Raw genomic sequence first — 23,151 nt, forward strand, 5'->3', positions numbered from 1 at the left:
ATGGAACAGGATGGCGCCATGCAGGCGCAGACCACCGGCGCCCTGCGCGTCGGCATTGGCGGGCCGGTTGGCTCGGGCAAGACGGCGCTGATGGACGCGCTCTGCAAATCGCTGCGCGAGCGCTATCGGATCGCCGCCATCACCAACGACATCTACACGCGCGAGGATGCCGAGTTCCTCACCCGCGCCGGCTCGCTGGAGCCTGAACGCATTCTTGGCGTCGAGACCGGGGGCTGCCCGCATACCGCGATCCGCGAGGATGCTTCGATGAACCTGGCGGCGGTGGACACGCTGGAAAAGCGCTTCCCGGGCCTGCAACTGGTGCTGATCGAGAGCGGCGGTGACAATCTTGCCGCCACCTTCAGTCCCGAGCTGGCGGACCTGACGATCTACGTCATCGACGTGTCGGCGGGCGACAAGATCCCGCGCAAGGGCGGACCGGGCATCACCCGCTCGGACCTGCTCGTCATCAACAAAATCGATCTCGCGCCCCATGTCGGTGCCAGCCTTGAGGTGATGGACCGGGATGCGCGCAAGATGCGCGGACAGCGCCCGTTCGTCTTCGCTAATGTGCGGGCGGGCCAGGGCGTCGCGGAGATCGAGGCATTCATTATCGAACATGGAGGGCTGAACGGATGATCAGACATTGCAAAACGGCGCTCGTCGCCATGATCGCGCTGATGCTGCCGGCGGCGGCACAGGCACATCCCGGCCATGAGGTCGCCAGTCCGCTGGTCTCGGGCCTGCTGCATCCGCTCACCGGCGCCGATCACCTCGTCGCGATGGTCATGGTCGGACTGTGGGGCGGCATGTTGGCGGGCCGCGCGAAATGGGCCGCACCTGCCGCCTTCGTGGGCGCGATGGTGATCGGCTTTGGCTATGCGCTGCTCGGCCAACCAGCCGGCCTTGCCGAAGGCGGCATTCTGCTCTCCATCCTCCTGCTTGGTCTGGCGCTGGCCCTTCGACTGAAGGCCTCATGGGCTGTCGCGGCGGCAGTGACGGGTGCTTTCGGCTTTGTGCACGGCATGGCGCACGGTCTTGAGGCTCCGGCTGGGGACGTCGCCACGTTCGCGTTCGGCTTTATCGCGGCGACGGCCGCGCTGCACGCGCTGGGCGTGGTGATCGGAAGCCGCGTTCCCGCACAGGCCTTGCGGGCGATGGGTGCGGTGGGCGCCGGTTTCGCGGTGTTCCTGCTCGCGGCCTGATCGCGCTCAGGCGATCAGAGCCACTTCGGCACGTCGGGCTTTTCGAAGGCGATGAGGGCGTCGATCAGCGCGTCCGGCTCGCCTTCGACGACGATGCCGTTGCGATGCTCGGGCGGGAGGAATTTCTGCCCGATCATCGTGTCGATAAAGGTCATGAACGGCTCGTGGAAGCCGCCGACATTGTAGAGGCCGACCGGCTTGTCGATCTCGCCAAGCTGGTTGAGCGTCCAGGCCTCCATGAACTCCTCCAGCGTCCCGATGCCGCCCGGCAGGGCGATACAGGCATCCGCGACGCTGAGCATACGCTCCTTGCGCACCCGCATAGATTCCACAATCTCGTGCAGGGAGAGACTGGGGTGCAGGTGCCCCCGATCGAACAGCCGCTGGTTGATCACGCCGTGGACATGGCCGCCGCCCGCCAGCGCAGCATCGGCCAGGATGCCCATCAACCCCTTGTGCGTGCCGCCATAGACGATCCCGATGCCCCGTCGGGACAGCGCTGCGCCCAGATCGGCCGCCGCGCGTTCATAGGTGTCGCCAAGGCCCGGATTGGATCCGCAGAAGACGGCAACGGTACGGATGTCGCGCTTTGGCTGGCTCATTGATGTGCTCGCATGTTCGAATGGTCGATGCGCGAGCCTATGTTTCGAAATCCGTCACGGCAAGCGCTGATGGGTTCTGATTCCAGCAACGCAGCGGGCGCCAGTCGGCAACACGCGCGCGCGAGCGGTTGAGGCAAAACGGACGTGATCAGGGCACCAGCACCGCACAGACGACCCACGGGAAGCCAAGCATGACACCAGCACAGAATGATCTCATCACCCTGAGCGGCAAGGGTACGCCGCTCGGCGCGCTGCTGCGCCGCTACTGGCAGCCCATCGCGTTGCTGGAGGAACTGGAGGGACCCCGCCCGGCCAAGGCCGTGAAGGTGCTGGGGCAGGACATGGTGCTGTTCCGTGACGAGCAGGGTCGCCTCGGCCTGCTCGATCGCGATTGCCCGCATCGCGGCGCCGATCTCGCCTTCGGGCGGCTGGAAGATGGCGGCCTGCGCTGCCTGTTCCATGGCTGGCTGTTCGATGTCGATGGCAATTGCATCCAGACCCCTGGCGAGCCAGCCGGCTCCAGCCTGTGCAGCCGCGTCAAGCAGCGCAGCTACCCGGTGGTCGAGCGTGCCGGTATGATCTTCGGCTTTCTGGGCGAGGGCGATGCGCCGGCCTTCCCCGGGCTGGATTGCTTCGCCGCGCCGGACAGCCATGTCTTTGCCTTCAAAGGCTATCTGGATTGCAACTGGCTGCAGGCGCTGGAGGTCGGTGTCGACCCGGCTCATGCCAGCTTCCTCCACCGTTTCTTCGAGGATGAGGAGGCGGACGCTTATGGCAAGCAGTTCCGCGGCCGCTCGGCAGACAGCGACCTCACCATGATCCAGGTGCTGCGCGAGTTCGAAAACCCGGACATCACGATTACCAAGACGGATATCGGCTTCCGCCTCACCGCCTTGCGCTCGCTGCCCGAGGGCAAGACGCATGTGCGCATCACCAACCTGTTCTTTCCGCAGGCCTTCGTCATCCCGCTTTCGGAGACGATGACGATCACGCAATGGCATGTGCCGATCGATGATCACAGTTGCTATTGGTACGCCGCCTTCACCAGCTTCACCGATGCGGTGGACAAGGAAGAGATGCGCCGGCAGCGGCTCACGCTTTATGAGCTGCCGGACTACAAGCCCCGCCTCAATCGCCAGAACGACTATGGCTATGACGTGGTGGAGCAGCGCAGCCGCACCTATACGGGCATGGGCGAGGACATCAACGTGCACGACCAGTGGGCGGTGGAATCCATGGGCCGCATCCAGGATCGCACCCGCGAGCATCTCGGCACCACGGACAAGGGCATCGTCGCCTATCGCACCATGCTCATCCGCGAGATCGGCAAGCTGCAGAAGGGCGAGCGCCCCCTGCTCGATCTGACAGCGGAGGAAGCGCAGCAGGTGCGTGATCCGGGCACCGTCGATGGCGTCGCGCCCGCCGGTGCGGACCTTGAGGCCTACTGGCTCGAGGTGGACCGCCGCCGTCGCGATGCCGCACCCTGGGCCTCCCAGCCGGCTCCTGTTTCCGCAGAATGAGCGACTTCATCGCCACCCATGGCCTGTGGAGCAACGAAGCCCGTCGCCAGGCCGCCGATGTCCTCAAGCGCATCGAGGCCGACGGGATCAATACCGTCCGCCTCGTCTTTGCGGATATGCACGGGATCACGCGCGGCAAGACGTTGCTGGCCGGCTCCCTCGCGGGCGCCTTCGAGGATGGCTGCGCGATCACCTCGACGCTGCTGCTCAAGGATACATCGCACCGTACAGTGGTGCCGGTTTTCGCGGCCGGCGCCGGGATTGGCGATGCCGATCTGCAGGGCGGCGGCGATGTCATCATGGTGCCCGATCCGGCCACCTTCCGCGTTCTGCCCTGGGCACCCGGCACCGGCTGGATGCTGTGCGATCTCTATCATCATGATGGTCGCCCGGTCGTCGCCTCCACCCGCCGGCTCGCCCGCGCGGCGGTGGACCGGCTGGCGGCGCGCGGCTTTGACTATGTGAGCGGGCTCGAAGTGGAATTCTACCTCACCCGGCTGGAAGACGCGGCGCTCGCGCTGGGTGATGCCGGCCAGCCCGGCCGCCCCCCGCAGGTCTCGTTGCTCCATCAGGGCTATGCCTATCTCACCGAGCAGCGTTACGATCAGGTCGAGCCAATCGTCGAGATCCTGCGCGAAAACTGCCTCGCGCTCGGCCTGCCGCTGCATTCACTGGAAGTGGAGTTCGGCCCCAGCCAATGCGAGTTCGTCTTCAAGGCGGGCACCGGCATTGGCCCGGCGGACGACATGATTCTTTTCCGCAGCGCCGCCAAGCAGATCGCCCGGCGCCATGGCTATCATGTCAGCTTCATGTGTCGCCCCCAATTGCCCGAGGCGATGGCGAGCGGCTGGCACCTCCACCAGTCGCTGCGCAATATCCGCACCGGCGAGAATGCCTTCGCACCCTCGGACGGGTCGGATGGCCTTTCCGGCGTTGGCCAGCAATTCCTCGCCGGGCTGCTCGCCGGCGCAGCCGGGGCCGCGCCCTTCTCCACGCCCACCATCAATGGCTACAAGCGCTACCGGCCCAACAGCCTCGCCCCCGATCGCGTGGCCTGGGCGGAGGACAATCGCGGCGCCATGCTGCGCGTCCTCGCCAGAGGCGCCGCCAAGCTGCGCCGTATCGAGAACCGCGTGGGCGAGCCCGCTGCCAATCCCTATCTCTACCTCGCCTCGCAGATGGTCACCGGCCTTGCCGGAATCGAGGGCGGCATAGACCTGCCCCCGCCGGTGGACTCACCCTATGCTGCGCAGGTCGAAAAACTCCCCCAGACGCTCGACGCCGCGCTCGACCGGCTGGACACAGACCCCCTCCTGCGCGCCGCCTTCGGCAATGATTTCGTCGACCACTTCCTCCTCATCAAACGCGCCGAAGTCGCCCGCTACAACCAGACCGTGACGGACTGGGAACATCGCGAGTATTTCGACCTGTTTTGAGAGGGGGAAGCGGATCGACGGGACGGTATCCCTGCCGTCTATGCGTGAAACAGGTCGCCTGAAAAGCGTTCCTCGCAATGCACGTCCGGGTTTGCGAAACAAACCAAAAGGCGGAAACAGCTGGGTTCCCGCAGGAATGGTCTCTTGCCGATCTTCACCGTTCGTGCCGAGTAGAATCCGAGTATCGGCGCAGGCGCGTATCGAAGCATCGCAGAGCAGGGGCTGGTCCTTTGATACCTCGCTTCGACAGGCTCAGCCGCTACTCAGGCCCCCGGAATGCCGTCACTATGTTTGCCGTGTCCGATCAGCCCGCTTTTAAGCGTTCATGGGGGGCGGCGCCCGGCAAGTTTGAGATGGTTAAAGGACCTCACTGAACCGTCGGCTGATGCTTGATAACATGATGCAAAATGGGCAGGTAACCTTGGTCATCTAAAAGCCCGCTAGAACTGCCGATGATGGTCGGGGCGCTACATCGGGGGCATCTGGCCGTCCAACGCCTCACTCGATTCTGCTTCTCGGGAACAGTCCATTCATCAAGCCATTCACGGACTTCGCTTACATCAAATGTTGCGCAGCAGGAGAAGCAGCCAGCGTATTTGCTCGCTTCGACCTCGCGGCGGTTGCCAACGCTGTGTGCGACTGCTTCCGCCACAAGTTTTGCATCTGCGCTCTGCTTCATCGGAATACCATCGCGGAAATGACGAACGTCAGCAATGCCGTCGTTTCTGGACAGGCGGGTCTCCCGCCATACTTCTAATGAGGCGGCATCCGCCCGTCTCCTCCCATTCACCGGCCAAGCCGCAGCCCGCCAAAAAATGTGAACACCTCGGTGCAGATTGCGAACCCGGCTTGTGGGCACCGGGCGGCTCCTTATCCTGCCTTCTCATGCCGGAGCGCTCATCCGGCCGCATGATGAGGAACTGCCGATGCTGCCGCCGCGAACGCAAGGAAACTGGAGCACCATAGCGCTGGTCTATCTCATCGGCCTGATGAGCATGGCGCTGGTCGGCATTCTCTCTCCGTTGGCGCTGCGCATTACCGAGGCGATGGATGCGCCCGCTGCCGCGATTGGCCTCACCATTGCGCTCTTCTCCCTGCCCGCGACGATCGTGGCGACGGTGGGCGGCGGCATTGTCGATCGCCTTGGTCCGCGCCTGGTGCTGCTGCTCACCTCGCCGGTCTTCGTGCTGGCGGACGTAATCCTGTGGTTCGCGCAGGATATCTGGCTGTTCAACCTGGGCGTGCTGATGGCAGGCGTGGGATATCTCGGCATCCTGAACGGCGGCGCGGCGATGCTGATGGGCTCGCTGGAGGGCGGCACGCGCACCCGTGCGCTCACCTTGTGGTCTACTTATGCGCCGACCGGCTTTTCGCTCGGGCTGCTGATGGCAGCGCCATTCACCACCAGTGACAGCTGGCGGCTGGCGATTGCCTTCCACGGCGCGATCATGCTCGGATGCGCTGCGCTGGCCTTCATCCTCCCGCATGTCGCGGCAATCCGCAAGGAAGGGCAGAGCGGGCGTGAGAAGCTGGCTGCCCTGTTTGCCGGCCTGCGCCGTCCGCCGATTCTGATGCTCGGCTTTGCCATGGCGATGCCGGCGATGATCTCCTACGGCACCAGCCTTGCCGCGCCAACCTATCTGGCAAAGGTGCATGGCGTCTCGCTCGCCGCGTCGGCGAGCATCGTGGCCATTGCCAAGATCGCCGCGGTGCTGCTCGGCGGCACGATTACCGGTGCGCTGCTCTCGCGGGATTTCCCTATGCGGCGGCTGCTCGGCATCGTCGTGGTCATCGGTGTCGTCGCGCAGATCGCTTTGTTCCTGCCGTCCAGCCCGATGATCATCGCCATTGCGGGATTGATGGCTTGGCTGTTCGCTTATGGCGCCGCCACCGGCATCTGCATGGCGACTATGCCGGCGCTCGCGACCGGAACGGTCGGCGGCGGCACAGTGGCAGGTTCGGTCAACCAGTTCGTGTCGCTGGCCTCGTTCCTCACCCCCACCGTCTATTTCGCGCTGACGCACTGGTCAGGCTATGTCGGCGTCGCGATCGTCGGCCTGCTGGTCTGCTTCATTGCGTTGCCCCGCGTGCCGACGGCGCCCAAGGCGGCCGCGTCGGCGGCTTGATCACACCGCCGTGTCGCCGCCGTCCACCGGCAGGATGGCCCCGGTGAGATAACTGGCGGCGGGTGACGCGAGGAAGCAGACCAGCGCCGCAGCCTCCTGCGCTGAACCATGCCGCCGCAGCGGAATGCGCGCCTCGATCTGCGCGCGCTCATCGGCGGCATTTTCCCGCGTAGTCCAGTATGCGTCAGTCAGCGGCGTATCGAGCCAGCCTGGCAACACCGCATTCACGCGGATGCCGTCCGGCCCCAGTTCGGCAGCCAGGCTGCGCACCAGCCCCGCAACACCGGCCTTGGTCGCCTGATAGCCATGAGTGAAGGGCTGCCCGCGCAGTGTCGCAGTGGATGAGAGCAGGGTGATGCTCGCATTGGCCGATTGGCGCAGCGCCGAGAGCGCCGCCTGCACCGCGAGGAAAGGCAGGCGCAGGTTGATCGCTGCCGCCCGGTCCCACATCGCCGCGGTCCAGCGTTCGATGGGTGCACTCTCCATGGCGCTGGCGGCGATCACCAGCGCATCGAGCGTGGGGAGGTGGGTGAGCGCTTGCGCGACGGCGTAGACTGGAGCCTCACGGTCGGCGAGGTCGATGGCGACGTAGGGATAGACACCGTCAGGCGCCGCTCCTTCATCCGCCAGCGCCACCTGATGTCCAGCCCGCGCAAATTCCCCTGCAATCGTGCCGCCCAGTCCGCGCGTGCCGCCGATGATCATCATGCCCGCCATATCTGCGCACTCCCGCAACCGAAAGGCGTAGCCAAGCACGGCCGCGCGGTGCCGCCCATGGCCGGATCGGCAACGGGGGAGGCATCAAAAAGCAACTCTCGGCAACGCCCCGCGCGCGTAAAAGAGCAAATATGACCCAAGCCCTCTCCGCAGGGGCGTCCGCGCCCGCATTCGACCGCGCCAATCCGCGCGCCGTGCGGCGTGCGATCCGCGCGGGGGCATTCACCGATTTCACCAACCACGTCGCGCGCGACTTCATGCAGGGCAATCTTGTCGCCGTCCCGGCCGCCTATGCCGATGATTTCGAGGCCTATTGCCGCGCCAACGCCCAAGCGCTGCCGATCCTCGGCCGCAGCGAGCCGGGCGTCCGCGCGATCCCCGCGCTCGCCGACGATCTCGACATCGCCCGCGATACCGGCGGCTATATGGTGTTCCGCGATGGCGAGTTGGTCGAGACCCCGCGCGATGCCTCTGCCGTCTGGGCGGACGATCTCGTCGCCTTCGTGCTCGGCTGCTCCTTCTCCTTCGAAGCCATTCTTCAGCGCGCCGGCGTGCGTCTGCGCCACCTCGATGAGGGCAATGTCTCGGCCATGTACGAGACGGATCGCGAGACGACCCCCGTCGGCCCGTTCGGTGGGAAGCTCATTGTCTCCATGCGCGTGCTCAGCCCCGCCGATGCCATCCGCGCGACGCTGCTCAGCGCCCGCTATCCGCAATTCCATGGCGCGCCGGTTTCGCTCGGTCTGCCTGGCGATCTGGGGATCGCCGATCTTTCGCACAGCTATGGCGGCCACGGCCTCACGACCCTGAACCCCGGCGAGTTGCCGGTCTTCTGGGCGTGCGGCGCGACGGGCCAGAATGCCGTGCGCAACGCCCGTCTGCCGCTCTGCATCACGCACCACAAGGCGCACATGGTCGTCACAGACCTGCCGCTCCCCAAGGACTGACCCTCATGAACATCGATCAGATCGTCTCCGATTATTACGAAAACGGCTATGTCGTCCTGCCCGGCCTGCTGGCGGGTCCGGTGCTGGACAATCTGCGCGCGCTCACCGACCGCGTCGCCGCCAAGGCGGAGACGGTGGAGGCCGATGACGCCTGGTTCGATTTCGACACGGACGTTCAGGGCAACCGCACCATCCAGCGGATCAAGAAGCCCAACCGCATCGACCCCTATTATGCCGAGCAGGCGGGCAATGCGGATATTCTGGCGGTCCTCACCCGCATCATCGGCGCGAACGTGCGCCTCTCGCACACCAAGATCAACATGAAGTCCGCCAATGGCGGCGCCGCGCTGGAGTGGCACCAGGACTGGGCCTTCGCGCCGCACACCAACATGTCGACCTGCGTCGCCTCGGTGATGCTGGATGGCGCCAATGCCTCCAACGGCGCGATGCAAGTCATCCCCGGCAGCCACAAGGGGCCGCTGCTCGATCATCATGACGAGGAGGGCTATTTCTGCGGCGCGGTCGATCCAGCGGCCTTCGACATGGCGAAGGCAGTGCTGCTCGAAGGTCCGCCCGGAACCGTCAGCTTCCACCATCCCATGACGCTCCATGGCTCCAGCGTGAATCGCTCGGGCGATCCGCGCCGCATTCTCTTCTATGAATATGCCGCCAGCGATGCCTTCCCGCTCTTCTACAAGGTGGATTGGGACGAGTATGAATCCCGCCTCGTCTGCGGCCCCTCGACGCGAGAAGTGCGCTTCGAGCAGAATTATGTGCGCCTGCCCTTCCCTTCGCGCGCGGGCAGCTCGATCTACAAGATTCAGGCCGGCTCGAAGCGCAAATTCTTCGCGGACGCGCAGTGATGGCGAGCAAAAATCCCATCGCCTTCGTCACCGGCGCCAGCGCTGGCACCGGCCGGGAAATCGCGCTGGCGCTGGGCGCGCAGGGCTATGACGTCGCCATGGTCGCGCGGCGCACCGCCGCCATGGAGGAGGTCGCCGAGCAGATACGGGCGCAGGGCCGCCGGGCGCTGGTGCTGACGGCGGATGTGCGCGAGGCGCCCGCGCTGGAGACCGCGCTCGACAGCTTCCTGGGCTGGTCGCAAGGCGCAGTGGACGTCATCGTCAATGCGGCCGGCCACACCGGTCCGCTGTCGCCGCCCATCGGCGAGTTCGGTATTGAAGAGTTCGATAGCACCGTCGCCACGAATTTGCGCGCGCCGTTCATCGTCATGAGCCGCCTGCTGCCAGTGATGCGCGCGGCAGGGCATGGGCGCATCGTCAATATCGGCGGTAATCACGGGATGCGCGGCCGCGCCGGCCGCTCCAGCTATTCCGCCTCCAAATGGGGCCTGCGCGGCCTCACCCGCAGCGCCGCGCTGGAGGCCGGGCCCGATGGCGTCACGGTCAATTATATCGCCCCCGGCCCCATCGCCGTACCGCGCATGAAGGCCAATTGGCGCGCCATGGCCGAGCTGAAAGGCCTCTCGGAAGAAGAAGCGCTGCGCGCCTATGTGGCGGACATGGGCATCCCCCTTAACCGCCCGAGCGAAATGGCGGACGTCGTCGCCATGGTGCTTTACCTTGTGGGCGACGGCGGCCGCAACGTGACCGGTCAGGAACTGGTCGTGGACGGAGGCGCGACGCTTTGAGGCTTGGACCATCCGATCAATCGATGATGCAGTGAGTCCAGTTTGTCGATCATCCCGGCAGCGCTTTTGCAAGACTGAGTTCCAAACCGGACTGGACGCCCCGCCGTTCGTCCTGAGTAGCTGCTGAGCTTGTCGAAGCGGCGTATCGAAGGACCGCTACGCGCGCTGCGATGCTTCAATACGGCTCTTCGATCCGCACCTGCGGCGCTACTCAGACCCTACTCAGCACGAACGGGGAAGATCGGCAAAGAGCGCTCCCAACGACTTTTAGTGATAGCGCTAGCGTTCCGCGAGACCCAATAGCGGACAACCGGTCAGGCAAGGATTTGTCCTCGTCGGGCCAACCCCGTTGCCCCACCAGCACCTCCCCGGTGCCACAATCCCCCCGCGACACTATCCCGCAGCAGGTTAGAACGGCAGGATGCAGAAGGAGTGACTCCGCCGATGATGACCCGCCCTCTTCGCCCTGCGCCCTCGCACCGATCAGATCGATTGGTCCGCCTTGCGCTGTGGTCCGTACTGCCCCTGGTGGCGCTGGCCGGGCCGGCAATGGGACAGGAGGCTGCGCCCGCGCCTGAACACACGGCGCAGCACACTGCCAGCCCGGTTGATCTGGGCGACATCGATGGCGATGGCGGCGTTTCAGCTTTCTATCAATGGACCGGCGAAATCCCCGCACCTGGCCAGATGCTGCGGCAAGAGCCGTTGCCGGCGGACCGCAGGCAGCCGGAAAGCGGCCAAGCACTGCGCATTCTCTATTCCTCTACCAGCGGCGTGGGAGATCAAGGGCCGATCGTCGTTTCGGGCATGCTATTCCAGCCCAAGGGAAGCGCACCGAAGGGCGGTTGGCCGCTCGTCTCGTGGGCGCATGGCACGACCGGTTTTGCCGATGTCTGCGCGCCTTCGTGGAATGGCACGTCGCTGCGCGATCAGGGCTATCTGCAGCGCTGGCTGGAGGCGGGCTTTGCCGTCGTCGCGACCGACTATGAAGGGTTGGGGGCAGATGGCGTCCATCCCTATCTCATCTGGCGATCCGAAGGGCATGCCGTGCTGGACGCCGCCCGCGCCGCCTCCGCCGCTTATCCCGCTGTGCTGTCGCGCCGTGTGGTACTCGTCGGTCAGTCCCAGGGCTCGGGCGCGGCGATTGGCTCTGCCTATCTGGCAAAGAGCTATGCGCCACAGCTAGACCTGCTCGGCACCGTCGCGACCGGCCTCGTCATGACCTTCGATACGCCGGAGGCCGCCGGGCAGGCAGCAAAGGGCGAGAAGATGACCGATCCCCGTGCGATGGACCCGGGCTTTGCCATGCTGCGCATCGCCGGCACGGATCGCGCGCTCAATCCGCATCTGGATCCGGCCGATTTCGTCACGCCCGCGGGCTATCCGCTGCTGCGCCTTTCGCGGCGCGGTTGCCTGCGCGACCTGATGGCCAAGGCGGAGGAGATGGGGCTCAAGGACGGGCAGACGGTCTTCACAGCGGATCTCGCGCCGCTCGACAGCAAGATGGACGCCGCCTTCGCCTTTACCGATGGGCGCATCCCCGGCCCGCTGTTCGTCGGCACCGGCCTTGCCGACGACATGGCCGGCACGCAGGGACAGTATAACGCCGTGCGCGCCATGTGCGCGGCGGGGACACAGGTACATTGGCACACCTATCCGGGTGAGGACCACAGCACCGCCGTCACGGTTTCGGCTGCCGACTCCATCCCCTTCGCGCAGAATCTGCTCAAGGGCCATGTGCCAGCCTCTAACTGCGCAAGCATCCAGCACCCTGGGCCAGTCCAGCAGCGCAAGGGCGCTTATATCGACTGAGCGACGGGCGACTTCATAAGCCCTTTCCTCGGCGGGCGAGCGCGCTTTTGCGCGTGATTACTGCGCGCGCAATTTGGTGTAAGCCCAACCCTTAGCCCCCTCCAGTCAGGAGAGGCGTTGGGTGAAGGACAGTCTCGCGCCGGAACCGCCTCGGCTATACATCCCGTCCCGCCATTTCTGCCAGGCAAGCGCCCAGCGCGCCTGCGCCGATCAAGTCGGCCAGCGGCTTTCGCGCATAACAAAGCAGAACGGCGGAAGCATCGCTGCTCCCGCCGTCCGCGCGACCCGAAGGGCTATTTGCCCTTCGTCTCAAATCCTGTCGTCAGTAGCGATACTGGAAGGTCAGCCCCACCGTGCGCGGGCGGTAGGTCTGGTTGTAGTAGAGCGGCGAGCCTACCGAGTCGTGATTGCGTGCCAGCAGGTCGTTCGAGTTCAGCAGATTGTCCACGAAGACGGAAAGGTCCACGCCGCTGAACCGCGCGCCGGCACGGGCCGAGACGAAGTTGCGGCCGGGCAGGTCGGTCAGGCCGGCATCATAGCCATAGGTGCCGGGCACCGCGCCGCGGAAAGTGTGGCTGGCGAAGGAATATTCGCCACGCACATAGCCGTCCACACCTGCGCTGAGCTCCCGTTCGTAGCTGCCATAGACGCGGCCGGTCCAGGCCGGTCCGCCGATGTGCTGCCCGTCGGCCTTGAGCACCAGCCCATTGCCGCCGAGCACGTCGCTGTCATAGGTCAGATCGACATAGGCCACGTTGCCGCCAATGTTCAGGCCGCGGGCCGCGCGCAGATCCAGCGAGAGTTCGCCGCCCTTACCCGTCGCGTTGCCGAGATTGTAGATGAACGAGAAGGCGCAGGTCGGCAAACGCACGGATTGCTGGATGTTCTTCCACTTCATCACATAGGCACTGGCACCGACCTGGAGCGCACCGCCGAACAGCGAGTTCTTGGTGCCTGCCTGATAGGACCAGAGGTTATCCGACTCATAGGCAGTCGGGCTCTCGGTCAGGCCGAGCGTGGCAAGGTCGCCCGTGCACAGGTCGCTGACGATCTTCGCCTGAGCACCACCGGGGCGGAAACCCTTGGTCGCCGAGGCATAGATCATGTTGTTGGGCGCGAACTTGTAGGAGATGCCGAAGTTCGGCGTCCAGGCGTGTTCCTTCATGCTGGCCGTCGTGACGGTGCGCACGCCCCGTGAGGTCGGACCATCGGTGATGTTGGTGAAGTCGAAATCAACATGGCTGTAGCGGATCGCAGCGGTCAGCGTCAGCTTGTCGGTTGGCTTGAAGTCCAGGCTTGCGTAGCCGGCGATCTGTTCGTCCTTGGCATCGACCAGGTTCACATAGCTGTAGACGCCTTGATATTGCTGGAAGCCGTTCACCAGAACGCCAGGAATACGGCCAGAGCCAGTGTAGTTGGCGAATTCCTGTTTGCTCTTCGAGTAATAGACGCCGGCCGTCCAATCGAGCAGCGCGTTCTCGTAGGACTGCAGACGCGCTTCCTGAACGAAGTTCTTCTGACGCATGTTCAGGTATACGCCCATGTTGTTCAGGTCCTTGTTGGCGTAGGTGCCGAAAGGACTGCCCGAGCGCAGGACCGAGAAATAAGTCGCGTAGTTCAGCGTCTGCTTCTGCTTGCGATCGAAGTAGGACGTGTTGGTGATCAGGTCGATATTGGGCGCAACTTCCCATTCGACCTTCAGGGCCGGTAGGTAGAAGGTGTCCGTGCTCGGCTCGAGGGCGTAGACGCCGCTGTGATAATCATTTTCTGCGGCCAGGCCGTAGCCTTCCCAGAAGTCATCGCGCGAGCGGGTGTGGACGCGCTGATAATAGAAGCTCGGCGTGATGGTGAGCGTCTCGGTCGGCTTCATGCCCAAAGCAGCACGGAAGACGGCAGCGTTGCCGGAATTGATGTCCTTGGCCTTCACCACGTCGGTGCCGTGCACGACCTGATCGATGTAGCCGCCCGTGTCCTGATACCAGCCGCTGAGGCGGAAGGCGACCTTGTCGCTGATCGGCGCCCCGAAAGCGAGACCGGCCTCGTAGCTGGGCGAGCCCTCCTGCGTGAAGGAAACCTGCGCGCGGCTGTAAATTTTAAGCGAGTCATAGTTCGGTTCCGGCGTGATGAAGCGCACCGCGCCACCCTGCGCACTTGCGCCAAACAAGGTGCCCTGTGGGCCGTACAAAACCTCGACACGGTCGAGGTCGAAAATCCGGGGATAAGGGTTGCCACCATAATAGCCAACGTTGCGGATCTGGATCGGCGTTTCGTCGATGTAGATCGCGGTCGTGGCGGAGCCGACGTCCGAGGAGAGGCCGCGGATAGCGATGTTGCTGCCATTATTGGCGGTAGAACCGGCGCTCGACGTGAAGTTCAGCGCGGGGGTCAGCCGGGAGAGGTCGTCGATCGTGCGAACGCCCTGCTGGTCCATCAGGCGCTTGTCGTAGCTGGTGATCGAGAGGGGAACCTCGTTGATTGCCTGTTCGCGCCGCGTCGCGGTGACGACGATGACGCCCTGATCGTCAGCAGCCTCCGCTGCGGCAGCATCGGCGGCGTCGGCAGCATGCGCCGTGCCGATGCACGTGGCCAAGACAGCGGCTGCGCAGGATATGGAGAGCGCGCTGAATGTGCAGCGGCCGCTGCGTGTAGACCCGTTTTCGTTCTTGATGAGAGACATGACTCCGACCCCTTTTTCTCGATACTTGCGAGTAACCTCTCTTGCGCCACGCACCGTCCAGATGTCCTCGCGTGTAACCTCCCTGCTGTTGACCAGCATTTCTGGGCACCGCGTTCCCCGGCGCACACACATCAAGACAAAGTTTTGCCCGCTGCACCATTGCAAGAAGCGAACCGACCTGTTGCTAAATGTGTAAGAGGAGGGTCCGGCGTTGTTGCAAGCGGCGTCGAGCGATCTCTTTTTTGCACCGCCTGGAGCGTCCAGGCGCTTTAGAGTGATTGCAGATCAAGGCCGTTGGGTTTTGGGTGAGCACAGGCAGAATGGGAAACCCATCATGACACTGCGGACACTGCTGGCGGGACGCGTCCTTGTGGATGCGCAAGGCACGCTGCTCGGACCGAGCCGGATCAGCATCGGTACCGATGGACGGATCGCGGCTGTCGAGCCGGTGCCCGCGCAGTCGTTAAGTCCGGAGGAGGCCGGGCGCCTGATTATGCCCGCACTGTCCAACGCGCATGATCATGGCAGAGGCCTTCGGACCCTCGCCTTTGGCGCGCCCGATCAATCTCTGGAAAGCTGGTTGCCCGACCTGCGCCGCCACCCACGGGTCGATCCCTGGCTCAACGCTGTCGTGGCGCTTGGCAGGATTGCGTTGAGCGGTGTCGCCGCCGTCAACCATTGCCACAATACGCAGGACGGGCGCGCCTTGCTCGCTGAGGCGGAGGCTGTGTCGCGGGCCGCGCGCGATGTGGGAATCCGTGTCGGGTTTGGCTGGCCATTCTTTGACAGAAACCCCCAAGTCTACGGCGATCTGGGCCGTCTCGCCGCTTTCTATCCTGAAGAGCAGCGCGCGGGGATTCTCGCGTCCGCTGATGGAATGCGGGATTGTGCCACGAATTTCTCATGGTTCGAGCAGGCCAAGGCATTCGAGCACGACTATTTTACACTCCAGTATCATCCGGTGGCGCCGCAATGGGCAAAAACCGAGACGCTCGAGGCGATCGCGCGTGCATCAGCAGCGGACGGACGACGGGTGCACACCCATATGTTGGAAACCGAGCTTCAACGGGATTGGTCGCGGGCCAATTGTCCGGGGGGTGTCGTGAGCTGGCTAGACAGCCTGGGCCTGCTCAATGAGCAGCTCACTGTCGCACATGCAATCTGGCTCGATGATCGCGACATCGCGCTACTCGCCGAACGCGGCGTCATCGTGAGCGTCAACCTTTCCTCCAATCTGCGTCTCCGGTCGGGCATGCCGCAGATCGGCCGTCTGCTCGATGCTGGCGTGCGTGTCGCGTTCGGGCTGGATGGCATGGCTCTGGACGACGACGAGGATATGCTACGGGAGCTGAGGCTGGCATGGCATGTGGGCGCTCGCGAGACGAAGTGGGGCATGGGCCGGGACCCCGGCAAAATCCTGAAAGGCGTTTTCGACTGGGGGAGGCAGTCCATCCTCGGCGCTGCTTCGACGCCCGCCCATACGGTCGCAGCAGGCCAGGATGCGGATCTTTTGATCCTTCGCTTCGGCGTTCTGGCAGCCGATTGCATCATGCCTGATCCCGATCCTGTCCGCCTTGTGCTCGGACGGGCCAGAGCCGAGCATGTCGAATGCCTGCTCATCGGCGGTCGCTCCGTCGTTCAGGGAGGGCAATGCACCGGGATCGATCTGCGCGCACTTGAAGCGCGCCTCGTTGAGGAAGCGCGAGATGCCTTCGCCCGGTCAACGGCGTCTGAGCGAGACATCGCGCAGGCAAAGTCGGCCATAGGGCGCTACTATTGTTGCGAATAGATACATCGATGCTGGTTCAAGCGAGCCCTGCGGCAGCTTCGTCAATTATAGCTCACCGTAACGGCAAAGCTGCCGGCGTAATCTCCCGAGGCTGTGCTACTCGGCACCGTGAGAGTGCCCCCTACGCCCAACGTGAGGGAGCCCGATGTATTCAGTGTCTGTGCGCCGCTCGCGGATGGAGAAAGTGCAACGCTGAGCGTGCCCCCGCCGCTCCCGCTCATCGTCAGGCTGCCCGGCGTCGTGACCGTGATCGCCGTGCTTGCCTGTCCGCCAATGGAAAACTGCGCGCGACCGCTGGTGAGGCCGGGAAGCAGGACGGGGCTTCCCGTTCCGATGGACCGGGCACCATTCACGTTGCTGATCGAGACAGTGCCGCTGCCGCTCGCAGGCGGTCGGATCGCGCCGAACGCCAGATCGCTGCTCTTGGTGAGGGTCAGCGACTTGCGAATGGTCGCGATTGCGTTTCGGGACAGCGAAGATGCGGAGGGGACTGTCGGCGATTTCGCGACGCCCACGCCCCATGAGGCTGACGCGCTCGTACTGGTAGAGGCATTATCGCCAAGAATCGGCAGGGTCATTCCAACGAGGAAGGTGCGGCTGCTCGTTGAGGAGAAGCCGGTCAGGGGAAAGGTGATCGAGCCATCGGGATTCGTGGTGACAGCGCCCACCGTTCCAGTGCCGGAAGCCACGGTGAAGTTCTTCACTTTCTGAGCCCGGCCACTGATCGTCGTCAGCGAAAAGAGGCGGACGATCGCCGTCGCGCTCGTGCACGCGCTGCCGCCCGAGCACCGGATGGTGACGGTGGCGGCCGACTTGGTGCCCGAGGCGATATTTCCCCCGCTGCCCGCCGCCGAGGAGACCGCGCCGCTCGTCGTAATGGCGAAGTCGGTGTTGCCGCTCGCCGCCGCCGCCACATTGCCGAAGTTCGGCGTGTTCGTTGTGATAGTGTTGACTGTGAAAGACTGGGCCAACGCCGACCCTTGTGGAAGCGCCACCCAGAGCATTGCCGCACAAGTCGCTGCCAGTGTGCGCAGCCGCCGCACCGGCGCCGGCTGCTTGGTGGGCCAAGCGCTGCGCACCGCCCCAGATGCGGTCGCATGTCTCAATGCCTTGTCCCTTCGAAAATGACGGTTGCGTTCGCGTCCGGAGCCATGCCTCCCGCTTCCGGAATGATGACGGAGACCGGCGCGGCCATGGCCATGCCCAGCCGCCCGGCCTGCTCGCGATCGAGTTGCAGATCATAGGTGCCAGGAGGCAGGCTCTCGAAATAAATGCTGCCGTCGAACTCGGAAACCGCCTCCTTCCGCGTGCCATCCTCACCCACAAGCGCAGCGCGCACGGACGACAGGCCCACGAGCTTGCCAGTCGGTTGCCGCAAGACGATGTGGACAAGCGCTTCCCCTACCGGCTTGAACGGATAAGCCAGCACCGCCACCTTGCCCCGGACGGGCGCAAATTCCACAATCTGGGGCGGAACGGCGACATAGGGCAAATCCACATCATCCAACCCAATCGTGACTCGGGCGGAGGGGCCATATCCCAGGCCGGTCACCAGCGCTCGGCCGTTCGCGTCGGTGACTTCCTCCCTGGTCCCGCCTTTCAGCTTGAGCCCGGATACAGGCAATTCGCCCGGATCTCGTCGACCGTTGCCATCGGAATCGAAGAAACTTTCGAACGCCAGATTCCCACCCGATGCAGCCCCGGAGCGCCGCACAGCATAGCGCCTGCTCAATGGATTGGGTGCCAGACTGAAGCTTAGCTGGATGCCGACGCTCCAGTCCCCTCGGGGTCTGGAATAATCCGCGCTGAAGGTAAGATCGGCTATCGGCAAGCGGACACTCAATCCCGCTTCCGCCGTCGTATCCCAGGTCGTTACAAATGATTGTCCGGCCGCGAGCCGCAGGGAGGAGCCTTCTCCGACGCTTCGGTCGACAGCCAGGTTAAAGGATCGGGCCTGAAGAGAGGGCTGCACATCATAGTCAAACCCGCCGCGAACTTGCCAGTCATAGCCCGGATTGAGAGACGCCGAGACATTTCCGGTCAATCGGTTCTGAGCCCCTGGCCCGGTCACGCGGTTATAATCCCAGCTGGCAGAGACCAGCGCACGGGCAACGGGAAGCGACATGTTCAATGTCCCATACACGGCGCTCTGTCCGTCCACATAGGCGTCTTGACCGATCCGCAAGGCCACCGGAATGATCGAGCGGTTTCCGGCCTTCAAGCCAAAGTCGAAAGTTGCTTCGGTTCCAGATCGCAGAGCGCGCCCGTCACCACCATGGGGGGCGGCGTCATCGACAAAGCCATTTCGGAATTCGGCGCGTCGTATCGTCGATGCGATCCCGAACGGCTTGCCCGCGATGCCCACGGCAGCAGCATATCCGCTCAGACTGTCTCGCGCTGCATCGCCCTGAACAGCCAGGCCGAATACCGAACCTCGCACGCCGGCCGAGAGGAGGAAGCGCGCGGCATCCTGCGTGGACGAATAGCGCGCGAGACCGACCGCGCCTGTCCAGCTTTCGGAAAAGCCGTACAGCACATTCAGCGTACCGACGAGCCGCCCAGCGCCCACGGATGGCTCCTGCGAGCCCTCGAAGCCAACGAGGGTCTTGCCCTGCTCGCCAATGCCAAAGTCGATAATCAGTTCTCCGGGAGCGGCCTGTCCACTGCCGACGGAAATGACCCGGGTGGTCTCAGTGCGGCTGCCATTGGGGCCATAATCCACAATCCGGATGACGTTGAGGCCACGAACCAGGGGGACATCGTCGAATTCATAGCGTCCTTCGACCGCCGTCGACTGCGCACCGCTCAGGATGTCGTTCACATAGATCTGGACGTCATGCCCACGTGCGAGCTCGCCGCGAATATCGACACGTTCGAAGATGCTCGCCTGCTCCAAAGGCCGGGTTGAAAACGCAAAGCCACGCGCGGCAACACTTCTGGGGCCTAGTGCGAGGGCCGGCAGGAATGTGTCGCCCAAGGAAGCGCTGGTCGCCCGCAGGGGGCCCAGCAAGCCGCCCTTCGGCTCACGCCGCTCAAGAAGCAACCGCGCCAGAGCTGGCTTCCCACGATCGTCGGAGGCGAGATAACCTTGAAACCCGGCGTTCAAGAGTGCGGCCGAAGCCCGCACGTCGAACCGCCTTTGAAAGGGTTGCCCCCGCGTATCGCAGCCCAAATCCATCGTTACATCGAAGGCGGGAAAAGACAGCATGCCAGCTGGCGCCGCCACCGAAAGAACCGGCTCCAGGACAGCGCCAGAATGCGCGATGCCCTCTCCCTGCGCCATCCGCTCAGCCCGCATCTGCACGGGCAGCTTTTCTCGAGCCTCGAGATTGAGCGTCAATTCCGACACATCCAATGTCATTCGAACCGGGAGCAGCCGTTCCATCAGGGAAACGGTCAGGTATATGTCTCCGCTCTCTTGCAGCGCGTCACCCGGCTTCAGTATGATGCGCGCAGTGCCCGCCCGCGCCTCACCCAACGCAATATCAAGGAAGATGGACTGGCGAGCCTGGCCCACCTGCCCCGTCAATCTGCCATCTGCCGGTGAAACCTGAACATCCAGATCGAGAAGGCGCGTCAGCGCGCCGACGGGGATGAGAACGATATCGTCGCCCACCTGAAGTGCGGGAAGCGCATCCGATAAAGATGCCCGGTCAAGGACAACCTCAAGCAGCAAAAGTTGATTATCGTCAGCGGCCAGTTCGCCGCTGTCCGCCCAAAGAGGAGTAGGCTGAGCAGTGGCGATCATGAGCATCAGTCCAATCCACAGGCTACGGCAAGGAGATCTGGCTCTGCGCAAGTATCTTCCCCGGAGCTGTGTCTTGGTCGGTGAGCACAACGCTGATTTGCTCGCCTCGCTGCGGATGAGAGCGCAGAGCGATCTTCACCTGTCGCCGCTCTATCTCAGGATAGACACCGATCCCGCGCACGACACCTAACGGCTCGTCCTCACGGCGCGCCTTCGCCTTCCGGATTTCGATATCGCCGAAAAGGGAGTTCGGCCCACGCCTCACAAGATCAAAAGTGACGACCGGCGTAGGGCTGTTCAGCTCAGACCCCGGCCCAGGGCTCTCCATCGTGAACCGTGTGTTTTCGATCGCAGCCTCAACCTGGGGCGTGCCGATGCGCACGATTACAGGGATGGAAATCCCAAGAACAGATGCGATGCGGAACGAAACCGCACCGGGCTCAGCATTCGCAGCCTGATCGGCGGTTAGGCCCGTGTCAGGTGGCGGCACCGCCGTCACCGTCAGATGCGTGCGATATTCGCCGGCGGGCCAGTCGCCGGTGCCACCTGCACGAAGACGGATTGTCTGCCCCGTCCCCGGCTTGAGCAGCACGCGCCTTGGCGTGACCAGCATCATGGAACGCGCTGATTGAAGCTTGGCACTGAGGTCTCTCACCTCCGGCGCGCCGTCTGCTTCATCCGTTGGGCGGATCTGGCCGGTGGGCAACATGACCCGGTCGACAAAGCTGATGTCATACACCCCGGCGGCGGTGCCCTGATTGAAGAGGAATATGCTCGCCGTCCGCCCCAGCCTATCAAAGGTGATCCGCTTTGGATTGATGTTGAGGCTGGCGCTCCCGCCGGCCTGCTCTGTCGTCGCAGGCTGGGCAGAAGAGGAAGTGCCAAAAGCGGATGGGAAGGCGCCAGCGACCAACGCGATAGCGATAGCGACGCTTTTGCGTTGGTTCGCAGATCGCGTGACACACTTCACGACGCCTGGCAGAGTCATCACCGGCGTCTCCAGCTCATTCATATTGCGCCAGGACCAGCAAAGGCCCGCCGTCGGGCCCGTAGCTGTTGCGCAGCGCTTTCAAAAGAAACGGCGGAACAGACAGAAGCCCATCGCCGCTCAGCCGGCCCATGAGGACATCCTCGAACCCTGAGGGACCGGCTTCAAAGGACGGGAAATTATCATCGCTCAGCGTCGCAATCGGTACCCTGAGCGAACCCCCTGTACCTGGCTGGACGAATGCTTGTGAGACCAGGAGAGAAAACGTCTGGTTGCTGCCCCCGGCGATTTGAATAGGAGCGGCCATGGAAAGCCCGGCGTTTTGGTCGCTCTCGTTTGACTGCGGCCCTGGCGACAAGATCATGACCCGGAGGCTCGACTGAAGAACCAGCACCGGCTGCAGAACAATGTCCTTCGCCGATTGCGTGATCGAAGCTGGCTCCACGATCGAAACCTGGCCTTTCGCAGTCGCTTCCGCCGCGTTCGCCTGTGAGGCTGCAAGCGCCGCGCAAAGGCACAGCGCTCCCAGCGCAGGAGCGGTCGCCCGCAACAGGCGCACTCCCATCCGGATGGATGATGAGACCGTCACGAGACGCTCCTGCCACAGGTCAGTTGTAGGCGACGGTCGCCGTGAAGCTGCCCGAGTAATTGCCAGAGGCCTGCGTATTGGGCAGGGAGAAGCTACCGCCGACGCCGAAGGTCGCGGTGCCAGCTGTGCCGATGGAGCTGGACAATGTGCCCGTTGCGGCACTCGGCGTCAGCGTGACGGTGATCGTGCCGCCGGGCGTACCGGTCATGGAGAAGCTGGCGGGCACCGAGATCGAGAAAGTCTGCCCCCCTTCACCCGAGACCGTATAGGCGGCGCGCGACGTCGTGCCGCCAGCGGCAACGGCGTCGCCGGAACCAGACAGGCTGCGATTGCCCGTCGAGGCATCGACAGTGACCGTGTTGGTCCCTGCTACCGAGGGTTTCACGATCGTGCCGAACGCAAGGTCGCTGGTTTTTGCGATCGAAATCGGCTGAACAATCCGGGCTGTACCCGTGGTCGACACAGATGCTGAGGACTGAGCGTAGCTTGCCGCCGGGATGGAACCCAGAAGCGCAATTGTCGCGATAGACTTCAAGTTCACGAACATGACGATGTCTTTCTCTTACTTGATATGCACATGAATTTAATCGGAAAATATCAGACCCCACCCGCCTTGGAGGCCCTCGGGCGGCATCGTTTCGCGGATCTTGGGATTACAAGCGGGTGCATCTGGCGAGCCAGTCGCAAGCAACTGGATCACGTGATGATCGGTAAGGGTGCTTGCTGACCGTCGCCAAAGACGGGCCGTTGCCTGATGAGGGCGGAAAGGATCTGGAAGGCGCGAGGACGACAGGTCCACAATAGTTCTCCGTTTCGGTAACCCCGCTATCCCTGTGAGGGACCGGAGGCTTTGCGTCCCATCGTCGCCGATGGTTTGCCGTTTCGACCGAGAATCTCGGGCGCTATTAGGTAAATTTTGATTTAACTATTATACGCTACACAGTCAACGCCTATGTGGTGAACGACCAGATGGAGAATTGTGCGACTACTCCCATGTCGAACCGCAGATCGAGTAGCCCGATTAGGAGCGCGTTTGTTTTCAATGAAATAAACGCGAGGTTTGGATCATCAGAGCCTAAGCAACACGCCAATAACTTCGCGGACTGAAACGAACCGACGATGCGGTTAGCTCGCGCCAAACCGAATTCCATGAGGATGTATTTCGTTGCCGCCGCTATGATCCTGATGAATTACACATCCGGGCTAAATGCCAAGGCCCGTCTCGCGAAAAACGCCGCTTGGGCTCCTCTCCCCCCGCTTCGCTTGTCAGGGCGTGGAGCGCGCGACGCGGCCAAGCGTCGGTCCTCGTTTGAGCGTTTGCGGGGTGGGGTGCGGCCTCAGGAT

The 23,151-nt window shown here is 63.7% G+C and carries 19 protein-coding genes and 1 riboswitch; of the genes, 10 read left to right on the forward strand and 9 right to left on the reverse strand.

Annotation, left to right across the window (positions count from 1 at the left end):
* On the forward strand, positions 1-639 hold the full coding sequence (gene ureG / locus M2337_RS01630; RefSeq protein WP_264572313.1) for an urease accessory protein UreG: 639 nt from the start codon (positions 1-3) through the stop codon (positions 637-639).
* Positions 636-1,205 (forward strand): HupE/UreJ family protein, encoded by a 570-nt coding sequence (locus M2337_RS01635; protein ID WP_264571434.1) that lies wholly within the window; start codon positions 636-638, stop codon positions 1,203-1,205. Before ureG ends, M2337_RS01635 begins: the two co-directional genes overlap by 4 nt.
* Positions 1,206-1,219: 14 nt before the next feature.
* Here the strand turns inward: M2337_RS01635 and M2337_RS01640 are convergent, their stop codons facing one another.
* The gene (locus tag M2337_RS01640; RefSeq protein WP_264571435.1) at positions 1,220-1,807 is read right to left on the reverse strand and encodes a TIGR00730 family Rossman fold protein; all 588 of its coding nucleotides are present in this window, start codon (positions 1,805-1,807) and stop codon (positions 1,220-1,222) included.
* Positions 1,808-1,998: 191 nt separating this feature from the next.
* On the opposite strand from M2337_RS01640, the gene M2337_RS01645 reads away from it, so the two are divergent.
* Together M2337_RS01645 and M2337_RS01650 are read left to right on the forward strand one after the other, a co-directional pair.
* On the forward strand, positions 1,999-3,327 hold the full coding sequence (locus M2337_RS01645; protein WP_264571436.1) for an aromatic ring-hydroxylating dioxygenase subunit alpha: 1,329 nt from the start codon (positions 1,999-2,001) through the stop codon (positions 3,325-3,327).
* On the forward strand, positions 3,324-4,763 hold the full coding sequence (locus tag M2337_RS01650; RefSeq protein ID WP_264571437.1) for a glutamine synthetase family protein: 1,440 nt from the start codon (positions 3,324-3,326) through the stop codon (positions 4,761-4,763). Before M2337_RS01645 ends, M2337_RS01650 begins: the two co-directional genes overlap by 4 nt.
* A 367-nt stretch (positions 4,764-5,130) precedes the next feature.
* Here the strand turns inward: M2337_RS01650 and M2337_RS01655 are convergent, their stop codons facing one another.
* A complete protein-coding gene (locus M2337_RS01655) occupies positions 5,131-5,622 on the reverse strand; it encodes a hypothetical protein (protein ID WP_264571438.1) in 492 nt (163 codons plus the stop codon).
* Between the two features lie 67 nt (positions 5,623-5,689).
* On the opposite strand from M2337_RS01655, the gene M2337_RS01660 reads away from it, so the two are divergent.
* Positions 5,690-6,889 carry an MFS transporter gene (locus M2337_RS01660; RefSeq protein WP_264571439.1) on the forward strand — a complete coding sequence of 400 codons (1,200 nt, stop codon included), beginning with the start codon at positions 5,690-5,692 and terminating at the stop codon, positions 6,887-6,889.
* On the opposite strand, the gene M2337_RS01665 is transcribed toward M2337_RS01660, so the two are convergent.
* On the reverse strand, positions 6,890-7,606 hold the full coding sequence (locus tag M2337_RS01665; RefSeq protein ID WP_264571440.1) for an SDR family NAD(P)-dependent oxidoreductase: 717 nt from the start codon (positions 7,604-7,606) through the stop codon (positions 6,890-6,892). It lies immediately after the preceding gene.
* 131 nt (positions 7,607-7,737) lie between these two features.
* Here M2337_RS01665 and M2337_RS01670 point away from each other — a divergent pair, with 131 nt between their 5' ends.
* The 4 genes from M2337_RS01670 (at position 7,738) to M2337_RS01685 (ending at position 12,016) form a co-directional block, all read left to right on the forward strand.
* Positions 7,738-8,553, forward strand: coding sequence for a D-glutamate cyclase family protein (locus M2337_RS01670; protein WP_264571441.1), 816 nt, complete (start codon positions 7,738-7,740; stop codon positions 8,551-8,553).
* A 5-nt stretch (positions 8,554-8,558) separates the two neighbouring features.
* Entirely contained in the window at positions 8,559-9,416 is an 858-nt protein-coding gene (locus M2337_RS01675; RefSeq protein ID WP_264571442.1) for a phytanoyl-CoA dioxygenase family protein, read from the forward strand.
* Positions 9,416-10,204, forward strand: coding sequence for an SDR family NAD(P)-dependent oxidoreductase (locus tag M2337_RS01680; protein WP_264571443.1), 789 nt, complete (start codon positions 9,416-9,418; stop codon positions 10,202-10,204). Before M2337_RS01675 ends, M2337_RS01680 begins: the two co-directional genes overlap by 1 nt.
* A gap of 444 nt (positions 10,205-10,648) precedes the next feature.
* Positions 10,649-12,016, forward strand: coding sequence for a lipase family protein (locus M2337_RS01685; protein WP_264571444.1), 1,368 nt, complete (start codon positions 10,649-10,651; stop codon positions 12,014-12,016).
* A 322-nt stretch (positions 12,017-12,338) separates the two neighbouring features.
* Here the strand turns inward: M2337_RS01685 and M2337_RS01690 are convergent, their stop codons facing one another.
* Entirely contained in the window at positions 12,339-14,606 is a 2,268-nt protein-coding gene (locus M2337_RS01690) for a TonB-dependent receptor (protein WP_264588580.1), read from the reverse strand.
* A gap of 361 nt (positions 14,607-14,967) precedes the next feature.
* Here M2337_RS01690 and M2337_RS01695 point away from each other — a divergent pair, with 361 nt between their 5' ends.
* Positions 14,968-16,482 carry an amidohydrolase family protein gene (locus M2337_RS01695; protein WP_264571446.1) on the forward strand — a complete coding sequence of 505 codons (1,515 nt, stop codon included), beginning with the start codon at positions 14,968-14,970 and terminating at the stop codon, positions 16,480-16,482.
* Between the two features lie 41 nt (positions 16,483-16,523).
* On the opposite strand, the gene M2337_RS01700 is transcribed toward M2337_RS01695, so the two are convergent.
* The 5 genes from M2337_RS01700 to M2337_RS01720 form a co-directional block, all read right to left on the reverse strand.
* Positions 16,524-17,453, reverse strand: a complete 930-nt coding sequence (locus M2337_RS01700) for a DUF4402 domain-containing protein (protein ID WP_264588581.1) — start codon at positions 17,451-17,453, stop codon at positions 16,524-16,526.
* A gap of 131 nt (positions 17,454-17,584) precedes the next feature.
* Complete coding sequence (locus tag M2337_RS01705) at positions 17,585-20,236, reverse strand: hypothetical protein (protein ID WP_264571448.1); 2,652 nt, start codon at positions 20,234-20,236, stop codon at positions 17,585-17,587.
* A gap of 16 nt (positions 20,237-20,252) precedes the next feature.
* On the reverse strand, positions 20,253-21,242 hold the full coding sequence (locus M2337_RS01710; protein ID WP_264571449.1) for a hypothetical protein: 990 nt from the start codon (positions 21,240-21,242) through the stop codon (positions 20,253-20,255).
* Positions 21,235-21,807 (reverse strand): hypothetical protein, encoded by a 573-nt coding sequence (locus M2337_RS01715; protein ID WP_264571450.1) that lies wholly within the window; start codon positions 21,805-21,807, stop codon positions 21,235-21,237. The genes M2337_RS01710 and M2337_RS01715 overlap by 8 nt, the downstream gene beginning before the upstream one ends.
* A 19-nt stretch (positions 21,808-21,826) precedes the next feature.
* Positions 21,827-22,354, reverse strand: coding sequence for a DUF4402 domain-containing protein (locus M2337_RS01720; protein WP_264571451.1), 528 nt, complete (start codon positions 22,352-22,354; stop codon positions 21,827-21,829).
* A gap of 265 nt (positions 22,355-22,619) precedes the next feature.
* Positions 22,620-22,696: riboswitch (cyclic di-GMP riboswitch) on the reverse strand.
* Between the last annotated feature and the right edge of the window lie 455 nt (positions 22,697-23,151).

Source organism: Sphingobium sp. B2D3A, assembly GCF_025961795.1.
Lineage (GTDB): Bacteria > Pseudomonadota > Alphaproteobacteria > Sphingomonadales > Sphingomonadaceae > Sphingobium.

Coding starts and splice junctions, on each gene's coding strand:
- M2337_RS01660 (WP_264571439.1), top strand. CDS start 5,690: ATGCTGCCGCCGCGAACGCAAGGAAACTGGAGCACCATAGCGCTGGTC.
- M2337_RS01705 (WP_264571448.1), bottom strand. CDS start 20,236: ATGCTCATGATCGCCACTGCTCAGCCTACTCCTCTTTGGGCGGACAGC.
- M2337_RS01675 (WP_264571442.1), top strand. CDS start 8,559: ATGAACATCGATCAGATCGTCTCCGATTATTACGAAAACGGCTATGTC.
- M2337_RS01650 (WP_264571437.1), top strand. CDS start 3,324: ATGAGCGACTTCATCGCCACCCATGGCCTGTGGAGCAACGAAGCCCGT.
- M2337_RS01710 (WP_264571449.1), bottom strand. CDS start 21,242: ATGAATGAGCTGGAGACGCCGGTGATGACTCTGCCAGGCGTCGTGAAG.
- M2337_RS01720 (WP_264571451.1), bottom strand. CDS start 22,354: ATGTTCGTGAACTTGAAGTCTATCGCGACAATTGCGCTTCTGGGTTCC.
- M2337_RS01635 (WP_264571434.1), top strand. CDS start 636: ATGATCAGACATTGCAAAACGGCGCTCGTCGCCATGATCGCGCTGATG.
- M2337_RS01645 (WP_264571436.1), top strand. CDS start 1,999: ATGACACCAGCACAGAATGATCTCATCACCCTGAGCGGCAAGGGTACG.
- M2337_RS01680 (WP_264571443.1), top strand. CDS start 9,416: ATGGCGAGCAAAAATCCCATCGCCTTCGTCACCGGCGCCAGCGCTGGC.
- M2337_RS01685 (WP_264571444.1), top strand. CDS start 10,649: ATGATGACCCGCCCTCTTCGCCCTGCGCCCTCGCACCGATCAGATCGA.
- M2337_RS01665 (WP_264571440.1), bottom strand. CDS start 7,606: ATGGCGGGCATGATGATCATCGGCGGCACGCGCGGACTGGGCGGCACG.
- ureG (WP_264572313.1), top strand. CDS start 1: ATGGAACAGGATGGCGCCATGCAGGCGCAGACCACCGGCGCCCTGCGC.
- M2337_RS01640 (WP_264571435.1), bottom strand. CDS start 1,807: ATGAGCCAGCCAAAGCGCGACATCCGTACCGTTGCCGTCTTCTGCGGA.
- M2337_RS01670 (WP_264571441.1), top strand. CDS start 7,738: ATGACCCAAGCCCTCTCCGCAGGGGCGTCCGCGCCCGCATTCGACCGC.